14 protein-coding genes and 1 tRNA gene are annotated in these 17,949 nt (G+C 46.1%); 11 read left to right on the top strand and 4 right to left on the bottom strand.

From position 1 onward, the window contains the following. The 7 genes from QUB13_RS11330 to QUB13_RS11300 all read left to right on the top strand — a co-directional run. Window positions 1–1,225, top strand: a 1,225-nt coding sequence (locus QUB13_RS11330; protein ID WP_333380677.1) for a tetratricopeptide repeat protein, incomplete at its 5' end; no start/stop codon positions are given. A 149-nt stretch (window positions 1,226–1,374) separates the two neighbouring features. After that, window positions 1,375–1,737 (top strand): type II toxin-antitoxin system Phd/YefM family antitoxin, encoded by a 363-nt coding sequence (locus QUB13_RS11325; protein ID WP_333380675.1) that lies wholly within the window; start codon window positions 1,375–1,377, stop codon window positions 1,735–1,737. Window positions 1,738–2,000: 263 nt separating this feature from the next. After that, the gene (locus QUB13_RS11320) at window positions 2,001–3,203 is read left to right on the top strand and encodes a tetratricopeptide repeat protein (RefSeq protein ID WP_333380673.1); all 1,203 of its coding nucleotides are present in this window, start codon (window positions 2,001–2,003) and stop codon (window positions 3,201–3,203) included. A gap of 79 nt (window positions 3,204–3,282) precedes the next feature. Next, the gene (locus tag QUB13_RS11315) at window positions 3,283–4,806 is read left to right on the top strand and encodes a carboxypeptidase M32 (RefSeq protein WP_333380712.1); all 1,524 of its coding nucleotides are present in this window, start codon (window positions 3,283–3,285) and stop codon (window positions 4,804–4,806) included. Between the two features lie 129 nt (window positions 4,807–4,935). Next, complete coding sequence (locus QUB13_RS11310) at window positions 4,936–5,427, top strand: glycosyltransferase (protein ID WP_442922155.1); 492 nt, start codon at window positions 4,936–4,938, stop codon at window positions 5,425–5,427. Between the two features lie 394 nt (window positions 5,428–5,821). Then, entirely contained in the window at window positions 5,822–6,550 is a 729-nt protein-coding gene (locus tag QUB13_RS11305; RefSeq protein WP_333380671.1) for a peptidoglycan-binding domain-containing protein, read from the top strand. A 130-nt stretch (window positions 6,551–6,680) separates the two neighbouring features. Next, a tRNA-Leu gene (locus QUB13_RS11300) sits at window positions 6,681–6,762 on the top strand. A gap of 154 nt (window positions 6,763–6,916) precedes the next feature. Here QUB13_RS11300 and QUB13_RS11295 read toward each other — a convergent pair. The 3 genes from QUB13_RS11295 to hetZ form a co-directional block, all read right to left on the bottom strand. Continuing rightward, window positions 6,917–9,283 carry a transglutaminaseTgpA domain-containing protein gene (locus tag QUB13_RS11295; protein WP_333380669.1) on the bottom strand — a complete coding sequence of 789 codons (2,367 nt, stop codon included), beginning with the start codon at window positions 9,281–9,283 and terminating at the stop codon, window positions 6,917–6,919. A gap of 360 nt (window positions 9,284–9,643) precedes the next feature. Beyond that, window positions 9,644–10,708, bottom strand: coding sequence for a hypothetical protein (locus QUB13_RS11290; protein ID WP_333380666.1), 1,065 nt, complete (start codon window positions 10,706–10,708; stop codon window positions 9,644–9,646). Next, a complete protein-coding gene (hetZ, locus tag QUB13_RS11285; protein WP_333380664.1) occupies window positions 10,701–11,882 on the bottom strand; it encodes a heterocyst differentiation protein HetZ in 1,182 nt (393 codons plus the stop codon). Before hetZ ends, QUB13_RS11290 begins: the two co-directional genes overlap by 8 nt. A gap of 151 nt (window positions 11,883–12,033) precedes the next feature. Between hetZ and QUB13_RS11280 the strand changes: the two genes are divergently transcribed. Then, window positions 12,034–12,519 (top strand): hypothetical protein, encoded by a 486-nt coding sequence (locus QUB13_RS11280; RefSeq protein ID WP_333380662.1) that lies wholly within the window; start codon window positions 12,034–12,036, stop codon window positions 12,517–12,519. A 206-nt stretch (window positions 12,520–12,725) separates the two neighbouring features. Here the strand turns inward: QUB13_RS11280 and sds are convergent, their stop codons facing one another. After that, complete coding sequence (gene sds, locus QUB13_RS11275) at window positions 12,726–13,697, bottom strand: solanesyl diphosphate synthase (RefSeq protein WP_333380660.1); 972 nt, start codon at window positions 13,695–13,697, stop codon at window positions 12,726–12,728. Between the two features lie 1,398 nt (window positions 13,698–15,095). Here sds and QUB13_RS11270 point away from each other — a divergent pair. The 3 genes from QUB13_RS11270 to QUB13_RS11260 all read left to right on the top strand — a co-directional run bounded on the left by QUB13_RS11270 (window position 15,096) and on the right by QUB13_RS11260 (window position 17,935). Continuing rightward, window positions 15,096–15,263, top strand: a complete 168-nt coding sequence (locus tag QUB13_RS11270) for an ATP-binding protein (protein ID WP_333380658.1) — start codon at window positions 15,096–15,098, stop codon at window positions 15,261–15,263. A gap of 630 nt (window positions 15,264–15,893) precedes the next feature. Beyond that, on the top strand, window positions 15,894–16,151 hold the full coding sequence (locus QUB13_RS11265) for a CBS domain-containing protein (RefSeq protein WP_333380656.1): 258 nt from the start codon (window positions 15,894–15,896) through the stop codon (window positions 16,149–16,151). Between the two features lie 8 nt (window positions 16,152–16,159). Next, window positions 16,160–17,935, top strand: coding sequence for a PAS domain-containing sensor histidine kinase (locus QUB13_RS11260; protein WP_333380654.1), 1,776 nt, complete (start codon window positions 16,160–16,162; stop codon window positions 17,933–17,935). Window positions 17,936–17,949 lie beyond the last annotated feature (14 nt).

The raw sequence follows: 17,949 nt of genomic DNA, 5'->3' as shown, positions 1-17,949 counted from the left end.
CTTAGAATTCAAACCAGATTATCACGAAGCCTGGAGCAATCGGGGCCTGGCACTGAATAATTTAGGAAGATTTGAAGCAGCGATCGCCTCCTACGACAAAGCCTTAAAAATCAAACCGGATTTTCACCTTGCTTGGTATAATCGAGGCAATGCACTGAATAATTTAGGAAGATTTGAAGCAGCGATCGCCTCCTACGACAAAACCTTAGAATTCAAACCAGATTATCACGAAGCCTGGAGCAATCGGGGCCTGGCACTGAATAATTTAGGAAGATTTGAAGAAGCGATCACCTCTTGCGACAAAGCCTTAAAAATCAAACCGGATTTTCACCTTGCTTGGTATAATCGAGGCAATGCACTGGGTATTTTAGGAAGATTTGAAGCAGCGATCACCTCCCACGACAAAGCCTTAGAATTCCAACCAGATTATCACGAAGCGTGGATACAGCGGGGTACTGCACTGGGTAATTTAGGAAGATGGGAAGAAGCGATCGCCGACTGCGACAAAGCCCTAGAATTCAAACCAGATTTTCACGAAGCCTGGGGCAATCGGGGCTATGCACTGGGTAATTTAGGAAGATGGGAAGAAGCGATTGCATCTTACGACAAAGCCTTAGAATTCAAACCAGATTCTCACGAAGCCTGGACTAATCGGGGCAATGCACTGGGTAATTTAGGAAGATGGGAAGAAGCGCTCGCATCCTGCGACAAAGCCTTAGAATTCAAACCAGATTATCCCGAAGTCTGGACTAATCGGGGCTATGCACTGGGTAATTTAGGAAGATGGGAAGAAGCGATTGCATCTTACGACAAAGCCTTAGAAACCAAACCAGATTTTCACGCAGCCTGGTACACTCGGGGCTATGCACTGGGTAATTTAGGAAGATGGGAAGAAGCGATCGCCTCCTACGACAAAGCCTTAGAATTCAAACCAGATTTTCATGAAGCCTGGTACAGTCGGGGCTATGCACTGTGTAATTTAGAAAGATTAGAAGAAGCAATAGTCTCCTTCGACAAAGCCTTAGAATTCAAACCAAATTATCAGGAAGCATTTTATAACAAAGCTTGCTGTTATGCGTTACAGAGTCAGATTGACCAAGCGATTCAGAATTTGCAGCAAGCCATCAATCTGAATCCTGACACATACCGAGAACTCGCAAAAACTGACTCGGGTTTTGACAGCATTCGATCGCACCCTCAGTTTCAAGCCTTGATTCAAGAATAGGGATTTGCCGCCCAAGTGCGGGCGGGTTTATGAAATTGTCGGTTTGAGGCAATTATTGTTGGTAAAACCCGCCCTTACAGCATCACAAATACTCTTCAACCGAAGCTAGCAGACACGATATGATAGAAGAATTAGTAGCGAGGTAAAAGATGACTCAACTAAATGTAACCGTAACTAATGACAGATTTCCCGAACTCATCGCCCGTGTCGAGGATACTGGAGCACGAATCGTCATAGAACAGGAAGGAAAGGCGATCGCTGCTATCATTACTTATGCAGACCTGAAGCGACTGGAAGCACTAGAAGCAGCCCTAATTGACAAAGCAAAACTACAAGAATATGAATGGCTAAAAGCTACGATCGCAAATCCAGCCTTTGATTCTCTGAGAGACTCAGCCGAAGATATCTACACTTTAGCTGATGGCTTGCCCTTCCACGACTCAGAATGGATTAAAACAGTAGCGATAGAGCCTAATTTTGGTTCGATTCTCGACCCTGAAAAAAACATTTAAATCTTGGGTGAGGTTTGTGATACCTGAGTGCGATCGCCCTTTTTGCGCTTCTACGCAATTTATGAAAAAAAATAGTATTAATCTATACCTAGAAACCAGAGAGTTGCGTATAGATTAGAAAAAGTTGAAAAAATTGCATAGTTACTATAAAATTGCCATAAATAACCAAATATAGGCGATCGATCAATTGCGATCGGCAGCGAAAACTTAATCAATATAAAGAAAAAGCGACAATTTTACAAAAAATAATGAGGTGAAACCCCTTGCAAAAATTAGCCAGCATAGAAAAGCCGATCGACTCGGGGGAACAATCCAGATCGGTCAACGCCCAAAAGGCTCAAACGCTGTACGATCGCGGTAACGCCCTAGAAACAATGGGACGGTTGTCAGCCGCGCTAGAATCGTGGTCGAAGGCGATCGAACTCGAACCAAAATTTTACGAAGCCTGGTACAACAAAGGCGTAGCCCTCAGAAAATTGGGACGGCTACCCGAAGCCATATGGGCCTACAACCAATCTTTAAAAATTCAACCAAACAATCCAGAAGCCTGGTACAATCGCGCCAACATTTTGCGGAAGATCGACAGACTCTCAGACGCCATCACCTCCTACGAACAGGCGATCAAACTCCAGCCAAACTATCACGAAGCTTGGACGAACCGCGGCAACACTCTGGTAAATTTGGAAAAATTATCAGAAGCGATCGACTCCTACGACAAAGCGATCGCCATCAAAGCAGACTACTCCGAAGCTTGGTACAATAGAGCGCTAGCCCTGAAAACCTCCGGCCAAAACACAGCGGCGATCGCCTCCTACGACAAAGCAATCGAACTAAAACCAGACTTGCATCAAGCCTGGTACAACCGCGCCGTCGCCCTAGCCGACGAAAAACTCTACCCAGAAGCCGTCGCCTCCTACGACAAAACCCTGCAACTGCGGCCGGATTCCCCCGAAGTGTGGAACAAACGCGGCACCGCGATCGCCCAAATGGGAAAATTTGAAGCAGCCATCGCCTCCTGGGACAAAGCCCTCGCACTCAAGCCAGAGGATAGCGAAACCTGGTACAACCGCGGCCTGGCCTTGGCCAACTTACAGCGCTTTGAAGAAGCAATCGCCTCTTGGGACAAAACCGTAGAGTTGCAGCCAGAAAACACCGAAGCGTGGTACAACCGCGCCGTCGCCCTCAAAAAAATCCAACGATTTACCGAAGCCAGAGAATCCTACGATAAAATCATCGCACTCAAACCCGACGACCCAAATCTTTACTATCAAAAAGCTTGCATTTACCTCCTAGAAAAAGCAGCAGGCGATGGTACAAACAACCCTGAAGCTTTAGCAACCATCACCAGCAAGGCGATCGAAAATTTATCAAGGGCGATCGAGCTCAATCCGAAGAAATACCGTGAACTCTGCCAGAATGACTCGAAATTGCGTACAATACGGGAAGAAGTGCGGTTTTTAGCTTGATTTCAGGGTAGCAATGATTGATGGATACCAATGCCGCACTGTAACCTTTTTAGGCAAAACAGTACCTCCAACGCCAATCATGCAAACCCTAGACAAAACTCAAGCAAAATTTGCTCAACTTGCAGCCCACCTCAGAGAAGTTACTGACATCGAATCAGCCTCGTCGCTGCTGCATTGGGATCAGGCGACTTATATGCCCGCCAAAGGTGCAACCGCCAGAGGCCGCCAGTTGGCCACTCTCAAACAAATATCCCACGAAAAATTTACTGACCCCAAAATAGGCGAACTCCTAGAAGACTTGCGTTTCTATGAACAAGCCCTCCCCTACGACTCCATCCCAGCCAGCCTGATCCGCATCGCCCGCAGAGACTACGATCGCGCCGCCAGAGTCCCCGCAGCCTTCATGTCCGCACTCTGCCGCCACCAAGCCGACTCCTACGAAGCTTGGGCCACAGCCAAAGCAGACAACAACTTCGCAACCGTCGAACCCTATCTCGAAAAAACCCTAGAATTAAGCAGGCAATACGCCGACTTTTTCCCCGGATACGAACATATCGCCGATCCTTTGATCGATCGCAGCGACTACGGCATGAAAGTATCCCTGTTGCGCCCCCTATTCGCCCAACTGCGTCAAGAATTAGTCCCAATAGTCGAAGCGATCACCTCTCAACCCGCCGCCGACGACTCCTGCTTGCATCAATACTTCTCAGAAGCCCAGCAACTAGAATTCACCCGCACAGTCGTAGAACGGATGGGGTATGATTTCCAGCGCGGACGGCAAGACACCACCCTCCACCCCTTCATGACCAACTTCTCCATAGACGATGTGCGAATCACCACCCGCGTCTACGAAGATCACTTGGATCAAGCTTTGTTCAGCAGCATCCACGAAGCCGGACACGCCCTCTACGAACTCGGCAATTCCCCAGAATTTGAAGGTACGCTTCTGGCTGGCGGCATTTCCTCCGGCGTGCACGAAAGCCAGTCGCGGCTTTGGGAAAATTTGGTCGGGCGCAGCCGCGGTTTTTGGGAATGTTTTTACCCGCAACTCCAAGGCGTATTTTTGCGACAGTTGGGACAGGTATCCACTGACACATTTTACCGGGCAATTAACAAAGTCTCGCGATCGCTCGTCCGCACCGACGCCGACGAAGTAACCTACAACCTCCACGTCGCCATCCGCTTTGACCTAGAATTGGCAATGGTAGAGGGCAAACTCGCAGTCCGAGACCTCCCCGAAGCCTGGAACGAACGTTATAAAACAGACCTCGGCGTTGTCCCCGCCACCGACAGCGATGGTGCGATGCAGGATGTTCACTGGTACGTCGGGACGATCGGCGGAATGTTCCAAGGTTACACCCTCGGCAACTTGATGAGCGCTCAATTCTACGAAACCGCAGTCAAAAGCAATCCCGAAATTACCGTACAAATAGAACAGGGAAACTTTACTCTACTCCACGACTGGCTCAAACAAAACATCTACCAGCACGGCCGCAAATACACTGCAGTTGAATTGATCGATCGCGTGACCGGTTCACCTTTAACTATCGATCCTTTTGTCCGCTACATTCGCCACAAATACGGGGAATTTTATGTCATTTGAGGGATGGTAATTTCTGATTGCAAACTTTACAATGAGATTAAAAAAAGTACCAGCCCCAAAAAATAGGGCGATACTCAGATAGTATCGCTCTATTTTTTAGGTCAAATAAAAAAAAATCAAATCAGGGGAGTGCGGCTTTCCAAAAGCCTGTCCGGCGAAATCTACCGGGTAATTGCCGACGGCCAAGGTATATTTGTTCAGCCAGCCTTATTTGAAGCTTTTGGCTTGAAAATTCTCGAAGCAATGATTACCGGTATTCCGACTTTTGGGACTCAGTTTGGCGGCCCGCTGGAAATTATTCAAGATGGGGTAAATGGGTTTTATATCAACCAGAAAAACCACCAGGAAACTGCCCAAAAAATTCTCGATTTTTTATCGAAATGCGAACAAAATCCTAACTATTGGTATGAAATTTCAACGCGAGGAATTGACCGAGTTTACAGCACCTATACCTGGAAAATTCATGCTAGCAGGCTGCTGACTCTGGCCAAGACTTACGGTTTTTGGCACTACTCGTCTCAGGAAAACCGCGAAGATATGCTCCGCTATATAGAAGAGCTGTTTTATCTGATTTACAAGCCGAGAGCGAAGGCTTTATGGGCAGAACACGCGAACCGATAAGTTAAGTGGCGATTTGGGATTTGTAGGGGCCGGTTGAGAGAAAAAAGTTGGCCTCGGAGCGATCGACTTTGTACAAAACCCGCTAGTAAAGATTTGTGAAGGAGAGCCAGTTTTGTACCGTAGGACTATTGCTAAGAAACCCAGTTTCTACGAAAATATTGACTCTGGTAACGAAACATCTCCTCAGAAACCCGGTTTCTAAGGAATAGCGCGAAACGGCCCCTACTTTCAATTCGTAACTTCCAACTAGCAACTTCTGACTGCTCCTGTCCCATTGCCGAATTTCTAAAGGCCTGGAAAGATATTTCTTAGAAAGCGATCCGGGTAATACAATGAGATTGAGAAACATGAAAACAGGGAAACCTTGTCAAACTTTACCAACAGGATGAAACTTATGCGTTTAACTACTGTTACGATTTTTAGCTTGCTAGCTCTGTTCGCTCCTGGGTTGACCAAAAAGGCAAATGCAGCCTTCGACTCCAAACCCTTTGTGCAGGAACAATACCGCAGAGACTTTGTGAGTCCCGCCGATCCTGGTGCGTCTACACAGCCGGAGGCAAATTCCCAAGGAGATATGTTTAATAAGCCTTTTTATGCAGGGGAGCAGCCGCCTGTGAGAAAGGAAAAAACTATCTCGGCGGGAGCAGACGGGCCTGAAGTTGCGGCCATACAGCAGCGGTTGCAAGTTCACGGTTTTGCGATCGGGACGATCGACGGTTCCTACGGTTCTCGCACCAAATCGGCTGTGAGTGCTTTTCAGAAGTCTCAGCGTTTGAATTCCGACGGTATTGTGGATAAACAAACTTGGACTGCTTTAGCAGCAGATCCGGTGTCAGCTCCCGAAAGTTTGCAAAGCAAAGCTGCACTTCCAAGCGACGATCGAGTTCAGAAGAGTGCTTCGGTTCCGACAAATCCTGCAACTGCTCTGACTAAAGGCGCGGCGGGTTCTAAGGTGAAGACGCTACAGGTGCGTTTGGAAATGCAGGGTTACGATCCGGGCCCGATTGACGGGATTTTTGGCACTCGCACTACTACGGCTGTCAAGAGCTTTCAGGAGTATAAGGGTTTGACGGTTGACGGCGTGGTTGACGAAATCACTTGGAAGGCGATCGGGCAAAACTAAGTGACGAGTTAAATATACGGAAAATTGCTGTGGCTATAATTCATGATTGAACCCGGTGTCCAAAAATAACCGGGTTTCTGGCTCTTGACGCATGGCTTTGTGCTGTGCTATGTTAGTTCGGTGTCAAAATGCGGATATGGCGAAATTGGCAGACGCGCCAGATTTAGGTTCTGGTTCCGAAAGGAGTGAAGGTTCAAGTCCTTTTATCCGCATCGCTTTCTAAGCCTTATGGCTAGGTTGTTGAGGAGTCTGAGTTAATCTCTGGTTAACCGTTTTCCCTCACTTTTCCACTCAAAATATTTCGTTTTAGCTTTATAGCGGTAAGGTGCGCCGAGGCGCACCTTACATTTTTTGAATTCAAGGCTGCTAAAACCAGCGCTTTTTGAGTTTCTGCAAGTGCGATCGCCTTAAATTGTCCACCAACTGTCGCAACTGACTCAAATTTCCCGCTTCGCCGCCATACTTCCACCGCACGTAAGCTTGCGAAACTTCCTCAATTACTTCGGCTTCATCAGTTGCATGGTGGCCGCGCATTGTCTTTGCATACTCCAAAGGCGTTTGAGCTTTCTGCTTGGCAAATCCGCGGCTTGCCAAATCCTTCAGCATTTGCTGATAAACCCGCTCCACCGGCGGTAACTTATGCAGCCAGCGGCGGTAGCGCCACTTGCGCCACCCTTGCCAAATTAACCAGCCAATAAACCCAAAGGCGATCGCGCTAATCAACCCAGTAAATAACCCCACCCAACCCCTAGCAAACTGCGCCATAAACCAGCCCAGAATCAAACTGATCCAGCCAATGACAAAACCGATAACTGAATCGAGCCCGCTTCTGAGAGGAGTCGGTAGCCAACCCGCGATCCACTTCCAAAACGATTCGATCGCGCTAAAAGTCTGGTTGTCTTCCACCGAAGCCGGAATCAGCGGATAACCGGGAATCGGATTAAAACCAAACCAGCCGTATTTAGGAAAATATACCTCCGTCATCAAGAAAGCGTCGGTATTTTTCACCACATACAAACCAGTAAACGGGTTGAATTCTCCCGTATCGAAACCGCCAGCCACTCGCGCCGGAATCCCGATCGACCTCAGCATAATTGTCAGTACCGTCGAAAAATGGTCGGGGTATCCGCCTGTAACTTTTTTGCCGTCTTGCGTGTTTTGATAGCCAAACAGAAAACCCTCGACTAAATCTTCAGTTTCTTCTAAATAAGGCAAAGCTTTGACAAGTTTGTAATTCGGGTTTTGCTTCAAATATTGAGCTAAGTACAGAGCTTTTTCGTAGGGAGAATCGATCGCCCTGTCCGACTTAGCCACTCTTGTTCTCCCCAACAAGATTTCTTCAGTTTTTTCTCGCACTTTCTGGGCAATTTCTGGCGGCACGTCCAAATAGAATTTGCGAATATTTTTCGGGTAATTAGTACCAGTTTGCCCCAACAAGGAGCGATCGCGAAAAGGTACGTTAGAAATCACCGTATAAGTCAAACCATCCGCCAATTCCACAGGCGATCGCAAACCCCCCTCCGCATCAATCGCCACTTCCTGCGTCGGAAAATAAAGTTCCTTCGGCTTGTTTAAAGCCGGAATCAAATTTGGCAACTGAGCAAGAATAGTATAACTTTGAATCACCTCTTGAAAGCGGGGCGCATTGGGAAAAGGATTCAGGTAAAATTGATAAGACCAGCGAGGTCGATTCACCTTAAAAGCGTCGTCGTTGCGCGAAATTTCCCAACCCTGACCAGTATATTTGTCAAAGCCCAACACCCGCCAAAAACCCGCCGCCTGCGATCGCACCCGCATCACCACTTGAGGTTTTAATACCCCTCGCAAATTTTGATTGATGCGCTGGTTGAAACCGTAATAAAAAGTAGAGTCTACCTCTCCTGGCCCTTTGTCTGGGTTTCTCCCCTTCCCTCCGCCAGTTCCTTTTTGATTTCCCCCCCTGACATACCCCGGATTCAGAATGCTGCGCGAGTCAAACTCGCCCTGATATTCAATAGGAGCACTCACGGGAAAAGTCCGCAATTGATAGCCTGGGAGGCGCGGCAAAAACGCAAAAATAGCCAGCCCCAACCCTACAGTTATCAACAACAACAAACTAAAATACTTGGGAGATAAAGTAGCAGCAAATAGCGATAAATTGTTGTTTTTACTTCTACTTTCTGTCACCGGATTGATGTTTTCTAGCTTCGAGAGTCCCAAGCGCGATCGGTAATCTAGCACCAATGTCGGCAGCACTAAAGCCAAAAATACCAACAGCAGCGGCCCAAAAGTCAGCGTTTGACTGATGGTCGCCGCTACACTCAACAAAATCAGCCCGATGACGACTGAATAGCCCAAATCCTTGCGGCGGGGCAAATCGAAACTGTGCAACACTTGAATGTTAATTAACAGTTGCGCCAAAACTAACCGCGTATCGTTTAATTCTCCCACCAAGCGGGTAAAAAAGGCGAACAGCGCCACCAGCATTCCAATAGCTATGCAGAATTTAGCGGCTACATTGCGATCGCGGCGGCGGTACCAACTCCAAGTTGCTCCCACAATACTAACAGGCACAGCCCACAGGTTCAGGCTTTCTTCAGAAGCAACGTCAGTAGCCACAATTCCCACAATTACCAACAACTGAACTAGGATTCGCAGCAGTAAAGAATCCTCAGTCACCGGCGGAGGCATTGCCTCTATCCGCTCCCACAGTTTACCCAAAACAGGTATATTTCGCAGGTTATCAGTTGTCATGTGCACCCATCCAACGATTTTAGATTTTAGATTTTAGATTTTAGATTAAATCCACAGATCGATCTGGGTTTTAACTAATATCTAAATCTTATTTCTGTGCCACTCGATTTGAGATTTGAGATTAAATCCACAGATTTATCTGGGTTTTAACTAATATCTAAATCTTATTTCTCTGCCATTCGATTTGAGATTGAATCCACAGATTAACTTCACAGATGAATCTGGGGGCTTTAATTCGTCTCTAATTTTTTTGGCTTTCCGCGACAGAAATCAGCAGATTGTATTCGTTTTTGTGTGAGGTCAAACCGCAGAGTAAAAAACGCAGTTAACTACTCTAATTTTACCTCAATAGTTGCTGTTTTATCCAGCCAAAGTTGGACGAATAGCAAACATCAGAGGTCTGGTATCGAAGTTTTGGAATTTGACTTCTAGGGCATAAGTCTTGTCAGGTTGCGGGTCAAACAACTCCACACTTAAATGCCCGGAATTCGGACGCTGTGCAGTTGCTTCGGCATCTCCTCCCTTGAGTTCCAAACTTCCTCCCCCTGGAAATTCGCACTCAACTCTTAAACACGGCCTTGGTGGTTCTGTGTTGCGGTTCGACAGGTATTGAGCTGAGAGAGTCAGGGAACCCAAAGCAGTCAGCCACTCCCGCGAAATAGGGGGCTGGTTTACAGGACAATTCAAAGTTAGAGACTCAATGATTTCTCGGGCGGCCAACAACGACATTAGCATTTGTTGATCGATAGTTGCCGCTTCGTAATTCGGTAAATCTTCTACTTCTAAACCTGTAATTCCTCTGGTAGCACCTCTGAGTACGAAACCAGCTAATTGGTTGAGTTCCTCAGACTGGCCCGGAAACAAACTATCTACAGCGCGAACTAATTTCGAGCCTTCCCGCAGCGACGACATTACCAATTGCTGACAAGGTTCTAGCAGTTGAGCAAAAACCCCTTGGGCGATCGGAATTGGCAGGCGACCCCATCTAATATTTTGTAGTTGGGGAGTCCAGAGGTGCAGGGGTGGAACCCATTGGGGGACTGCATCGTCTGGATAGTCGTGTTCGTAGCTCTTGAGTTCTGTTTCCCAGGGGAACAGCGGCGGGTTGGCTTCAATTTCGGATCTAAGCCTTTCTTTTAACAAGGTCTGAAAACGGTCTTGCACGGTCGGTATTTCTCCAATAGTCAGGGGTTGTGCGGGTGAAATGCTCTGCGACCCCATTTGATAGTCCAGCGGGTCTGGTTCGTCCCATTCCCAGTATTCCACCCCGGAATTCTCTTCTCTTTCGCCCCACTCTTCTGAGGGAAGGGGGTCATTGACGTTTTCCTGCTCTTCGCTAGAGGCATTCGGGATTGGCGCCTGCAATATCCAGTCTAAAAAATGGCGCTCGAAAGCCTCTGCATCCCTGTTCGTTTCGTTATTCATCAGTAGATGCCCCTTCTCCGGAATCTGAACGATTTCGCAATTCCCAGGCAAGTTCCAGCAATTTAAACCACCGTTTCTGTACCTGGGCTACCGTGCTGCCGAGGGTTTGCGCGATCGCTGACTCTGACAGACCTTGTTGTTTCAACTGTAACAAACGCTGTCCCTCTGGGCCAATTTGTTCGCCAAAGGACTGCCACTGAGAAGGCAGCAAACCTAAATTTTTGTCTAAGTCTGCTTCCAGCCACTGGTGAACGAGTTCCCAACGGTGCGACATGGCGAACCTGAGCAAGTGGTACTTGAAGCGCTGCTGCAAATAGTCTCTTTGGCGGGGAGTTATGCCCAGGATCGACTCTATTTCGTTAGTCGGCAAGTCTTGCAAGCGCAGCACGAAGTAATCGGCGCATTCTTCTTGGTTGCGCTCTTTTAAGTAGGCGACTAATTCGTCAATCACGTTTTGCCGCAGAGATTCTGACTCGTCGGCTGGGGGGCGAATTGCAGATGAACCCTGTCCGGCCATTGCTTCCCGCACCGAGTGCACGGAGATGTCGTTCCAAGTTTGGTCAGAATCCCAAGCCCCTCCGTCGGCGGCTTGTTCCATATCTACAGAGGTTTCTTTGGGCTGCTGCTGGGAAAATGTTTTGGCCCGTAAAATAATTAGTTGCTGGCTGCGGTTCCGAGGTAAGGGAATGCGCCGTTTGCCGAAGCGCTCTACAAAGGCCATGTACTCTGCTAGTTCTAAGCGAGTGCGGGGGCTGTAGGTGGGTGGTAGTTGGGTTTCGCGCCGGAAAGCCTTTAAAGCTTCGAGATAAAATCCTTGCAAAAAATCTCTGATCAGTTCTATTCGCGCCTGATAGCTAGACTGCAACTGGGGAGGGGTGATGGAGCGATAGACGATCGCGCTGAGGGTGCTTTGCAATTCTACTCGCCCTGGCCCGGATCCTAAATTTTCATAGTGGAGACATTGTTGCAAGCGGTGCCGGGCGAGGCTCTCGGCTGCACCTTCTATGTCTCCTGAGTCTTGAATCCGCTGGCTTTCTGTGCATATCCTGGTGACTTCTGCTGCGAGTCGCCCTGCTACATCTTGGCAGTTCTGCTCAGACGCCCGAGTGGACTTTTTTAGTTCGTCTAACAGCAGTTGAAATATGGTTTCCACGCTCTGGCCGATTTCCCGCATGATGGTTGACAGCTCACTTTGAAAGTAGCACACCCTGGGACTTTAAATTTATATTTAAGATTTTATAGTGGGCAGTGCTGGGTATTTACATACTTTAACCTGCACCTGTTACCCTGAAAATTTGAAACTCAAATCTCTAATTAACTGACTGATGGATTTAGATCAACAGATTGAAGCACTGATCGAAAAAGCTCCGCCCGACGGTTCGACACCACAAATTTTAAAGGCGATCGCCCCGGCGCTAATTTTAATTGCCCAACAGCTACAGCACTTGGAATACTCTATCCTGCAAGCGGTAGACGAAAGTTGGGCGATCGTGGTTTTGAGCAATCTCAAGCAACCGGGACGGGAAAAAAAGGTGATTTATGCTTTTCCCACTCTTGAAGATGCGTCCTCCGCAGCGGCGGCTGGGGGCGATCGCGTCAGGCCCGTGTGTTTGCCTGTTACTCACATTTTATTTCAGATGATCGCCCTCGAAGGTCTAGACAGCATTGTTTTTTTTGAAAATCCCGGCAATCAGGAAGTAGGGACGGAAATCCCTCGCCAGCAAGTGCAGGAATTAATTAACGTTTATTTGCAACAGTACCGATCGGCTTTACAGTCAAATTCTAGCAATCTGCCCCCGGATATCGCATAGTTAGAAATTGGAAATTGGGAGTTAGGAATTGGGAATTGGGACTTGGGACTTGGCAGCCCCAAGCTGGTAACTAATACCCAGTTCCTTCTTCCTTCCTCCTTCTTCCTTCCTCCTTCTTCCTTCTTCCTTCTTCCTTCTTCCTTATTCCTTCTTCCTTCTTCCTTATTCCTTCTTCCTTCTTCCTTCTTCCTTCTTCCTTCTTCCTGCTAATAAAGTCGGCTCAAAACGTAATCTGCTAAATCTATCAAAGCTTGGCGGGACTCTGAATGGGGCAGCGCTGCCAAGTATTCGACAGCTTTCTGCGCGTGATTTGTTGCTAGTTCGCGCGATCGCACTATGCCTTGAGAATTTGCTACCAATGTCAAAGCCTGTTCTATATCTCCTTCTTGAGCGAACTCGCGTTCTATGAGAACTTCCAAATAAGGCTTTTCTTCTAGGGCAAATAGCGCTGGCGCTGTCAGATTTCCGCCGATAAGATCCGAGCCTGCAGGTTTCCCCAAAGTTTCCGTTGAAGCGGTGAAATCTAATATATCATCTACTATTTGGAATGCCAAACCAATGTGGCGACCGTAGTTATACAAATCTTCTGCTATTTCCGGTGAAACTTCGCTCAAACATCCCGCTGCTTTGGAACTGTTGGCAATTAAAGATGCTGTTTTGTAGTAACTTTTTTCGAGGTACGCTTCGATCGACAAACTGGTGTCAAATCCATTTAGTCCCTGTTGAATTTCCCCCTCTGCTAAATCCATAATCACTTCCGAAAGCAGTTTGACTACTGGCAGGTTGTCCAGATTTGCCAAATGCCACGAAGATTGAGCGAACAGAAAATCTCCCGCCAATACTGCCACTCGGTTGTTAAACCGACTGTGTACCGTCGGTACTCCCCGCCGCAAGTCCGACTCGTCTACCACGTCGTCGTGAACTAGACTGGCCGTGTGAATCATTTCGGTGATTTCCGCGAGGCGGCGGTGTTTTTCTGTGATGGCACCATCGGGCATTGTCGCCTTGGCCATCAACAAGACTATTGCGGGTCTTACCCGTTTTCCCTTTGTGCCGAATAAGTATTCTGCAGCCGCGTACAAGATGGGATGACGGGCACCCACTAACTGTTTTAAGTTTTCTGTCAACAGTCGCAGGTCTTCTTCAACCGAGGAAAATAGGACAGTGCTAGAGATCATGGATACGCCGACTCAAGCCGTAAAGTAACAAAATTTTACATATCATATCTTTATTTTAAGGTAATTCTTTGCAACAGGGAAGAGAAATTTTGGCGATCGCCACTGATGTGCGATCGGTAGCCCGATCGAAGTCACCCGACTACCTCCAGCCAGTAGCCTGCTGCCAGAGCCGTTCCCCCCAATTGTAACGAATTGTTAAGTATATTGTCGAAAAATCTGTAAATCCCAGAAACCCTGTGTTATTATGGGTATTAAGGATTTAAACAATTCTATACATTAAGTACAGGCTGTGATTGATCCAGGCGGGCAGGTAGCTTTCAGGTGCCTGTAAGAATTTCGTATAACCAGCCTTATTAGTCAGATCGCAGCAAAAATTTCTGGGTCAGATTTTTAGTTCCTTGGGACTAAAAATTTTCAGAATTTAAGACTAGCGCATATTATGTGCGCGGTAGCTCAAAGTAGCTAAAGTGGATGGTTTTACGTTGTTTAAGCACCTGTAAAGCAGTAAATCATTATTGACCCCGCCGAAAAACGGAAGCCACCGACAACAGTCGTGGAGAGATCGAACATTTTAGAGGCTAGTGCCTGCTCCGATGATTGATCTGCGAGTGAATCTCAAATCTAAAACCTAAAATCTAAAATCGACAACAGTCGTAGAGAGATCGAACATTTTAGAGGCTAGTGCCTGCTCCAGTGATTCATCTGCGAGTAAATCTTTAATCTAAAACCTAAAATCTAAAATCCACTGACCGGGAACGCCTAAATGTTCCCCCAGCCTTGATATGGAAAAGCAGCCTTCAGAACCAAGTTATTGCCTTGGGTGCTGACTTAATGTCGTAGGTATTGAACTTATCCTTCTCCTCCTCGTCCTTGACTTTTGGTTATCATTATGACTTATCGCGATATTCCTCTAATTATTCCCGTTCTGGCCGCCGGTTATGTCATGACTATTTATGTAGTCCTGATGTTGGTCGAACGCAGCTCTAAAATAACTCGATTGGGCGAGTAGCGCACTGCTCGGCAGCCGAATCCGCGCTCCGAGCAATGGGCTATTGGCTCTGAATTCCGAATACTTAATAATAACCTTGCCTTGAATGCTAGCTCGCAAAGGCAGGGTTATACCATTTTAGATTAAAGATTAAAGATTTTCGATTTTAGATTTATGAAGAATTGATGAAGCTCGTGGCTTAGGGGTAACAGGCAAGTATCAGAATATTTGGGGCGATAGCTGCGGACACATATCAGCGGCTGCACTAAATCAAGTTTGGATAAATCTGATTCACAATGCTTTACAAGCGATGGACAATTGTGGAGTTTTCAGCATATAGCTGAGAGCTTAAAATCAGAGGATGTTCGTTATCGTCAAATATTCGCAGCAAGGGAATTGGGCCGGAGGTTTTGCCGCGCATATTTGACCCGTTTTTTACCACAAAACCCGCTGGCGAAGGCACTGGCTGGGGATTGGATATTGTTAAGAAAGTTGTCGAAAAACATTCGGCTAAGATAGAAGTAAGATCGGCGATCGGTCAAAGGACGTTTACTGTGTCAATTTCGATCGCCATTTAGCCCGCTTTGCACCCGAAATTATATGATGCACGACCAAAAATACAACTTTAGACGGATGTCATTCGATTTTAGAGTTGAGATTTTGAGATTTACTTGCAGTGCCGTGAATCGCCGGAGCAAATACAGGAGTCTCAATGTTTTGGCTCTAGATGATATCAAATTCTCTCTTCATCGGAATAGTAAATTCACTGTTGACTGTTAACAGTTAACAGTTAACAGTTAACATCATGTATGAATGTAACCGGAATTTATATGACAGGATTGCGTGGCACGGTATCCATTTTTGGGCGGGGTTAAAAAAAAATGCAAATTTAGGCGCGCTTTCCAAACCGTTATGCGATAAATGATTTCCAATTATTAATTGTTTAATGGCAAATATTAAATCAAAAATGATATTAGACGAATGTTAAACTTCGATGGCGCTCGGGCTGTTGACACTGTAAAAGCTCAAATTTAAAATAGTATTAATTGTCGGTTCCGAGTAACGTAAACTTTATTATCCTGCTGAATAAAGCGCCGATTGATCAACTTTTGCTATTCCGAGAGCGGGGTAATAAATAAAGGAAATATTTAATTATTATAGTGTATTAATTGCAGATTATAACTCCATGTCTACCCCTTAATTTGCTTATGTCAACCACAGTTTATGATAACCAACACTTGCTCGAACAGGCGATCGACCTCAAACCGCCTGTGCTGCCTCAAGACACACCCTTGAAAGTTGCGATCGCCGCCATGACTGAGGCGAGTGCCAGTTGCGTTTTAATCGCGTTTGAGCGGCAACCGATCGGGATTTTGACTGAGCGCGATGTTGTCGAAATAACTGCTAGCCAAATACCCCTAGCAGGGTTGACCATTTCTGAGGTAATGACGCAGCAGGATATTTAGCCAGAATTGTGACCCAAAGTACGCTGCTGCAGGTTTTATATCCGGTAGAAATGCACAATATCGAGCTTTTACAAGAAACAGTGACCAATAAAATTCAGGAGTTAAAAGAAGTGAACGAACAATTGCAAAAAGAAGCTGTTCTGAGAAGCGAAGTAGAGGAACAACTGCGACTTTTAAATGAAAATTTAGAAGAACAAATTCAACAGCGAACTTTAGAACTAATTAACGCTAACAGTCAGTTAAAGCAGGAAATACAAGACCGCGCCACAGCAGAAGAGGAAGTCCGACGCCTGAACACCGAACTCGAACAGCGAGTGCAAGAGCGCACTGTTCAACTAGCTGCTAGCAACGAAGAATTGCAGCAAAAAATTAGCGAACGCAAATTGCTAGAAGAAAAGTTATATTTTTCTGAAACCAAAGTTCGCGGAATTTTTGAAGCCATGACAGATATCGTTCTCGTACTCGACATTCAGGGCAACATAGAAGTTTTGCCGACCAATACAGCAGCCTTTTCTGATCCTGATTGCGATACAGTCAGCTTGACTATAGAACATTTTTTTGATGAAGATAACCCAGATGATTGGTGGAAGTTAGTTAAGCAAGTATTAGAAACGCAAAAAACCATCAATTTCGACTATAGCTTAACAGTAGCCGATCGCGAAATTTGGTTTTCAGCCTGTATTTCTTTGTTCTCAAAAAATGCTGTAATTTGGGTTGCTCGTAACATCAGCGACCGCAAACTAGCAGAGTCGGCGCTGCACAAAAAAAATGCGGAATTAGCTCATACGCTGCAAGAACTAAAGCGCACTCAGCAAGAACTGATTCAATCAGAAAAAATGGCAGCACTCGGACAGTTAATTGCCGGAGTTGCCCACGAAATCAATTCTCCCTTGGGGGCGATTCGCTCCTCTGTGCAGAACATCGCCGACTTCTGGGGCAGACAATTGCAGTATTTGCCGATATTTTTTCAGCAACTATCCCCGGAACGGCTGCAGGATTTTTTGGCGCTGATGCACACATCAAGCGAGGAAACAGACAGGTTATCTAGTAAAGAAAAACGTCAGTTGAAAAAACTTGTGCAGCGGCAATTAGAATCAGAAGCAATTGACAACGCAGATAGCCTTGCCTGTACATTGTTAGATATTGGTATCTGCAATAATGTAGAACCTTTTTTACCTTTGTTGAAAGACCCCAAAAATCTCAATATTTTACAAATTGCCTACGAATTCGCTACGGTACAAAAAAGCACTAAAAATATTGCTACTGCGACAGATAGGGCTGCAAAAATTGTTTTTGCTTTAAAAAGCTACTCTCGTTACGACCAGTCTGGTTCCAAGGCAATCGCAAATATTACTGACGGCATTGATACCGTTTTAACGCTTTATCACTACCAAATCAAACACGGTGTAGAAGTAGTAAAAAACTATGGTACTGATTTGCCCTTTGTGCTATGCTATGCTGATGAACTAAATCAAGTGTGGACAAATTTGCTTCACAATGCTTTACAAGCGATGGGCAACAAAGGAATTTTAAAAATTGATGTAAAACACCAAAATAAGACAATTTTTGTCAGTATTACCGACAGCGGCAAAGGCATTCCTCCTGAGATTATGCCAAGAATTTTTGAGCCTTTTTTTACGACTAAATCGGCTGGAGAAGGCAGCGGCTTGGGATTGGATATAGTTCACAAAATTATTGAAAAACACCAAGGTAAACTGCAAGTAGAAAGCGTGCCAGGTCAAACAAAGTTTACTGTATCTTTGCCCGTCGAAATCACTGAGTGAAATTAAAAATTCGG

This window comes from Microcoleus sp. B4-D4, from assembly GCF_036705185.1.
Lineage (GTDB): Bacteria > Cyanobacteriota > Cyanobacteriia > Cyanobacteriales > Microcoleaceae > Microcoleus.
Note: the sequence above shows the minus strand (reverse complement) of the source record. Positions and strands in the feature narration are given on the sequence as shown.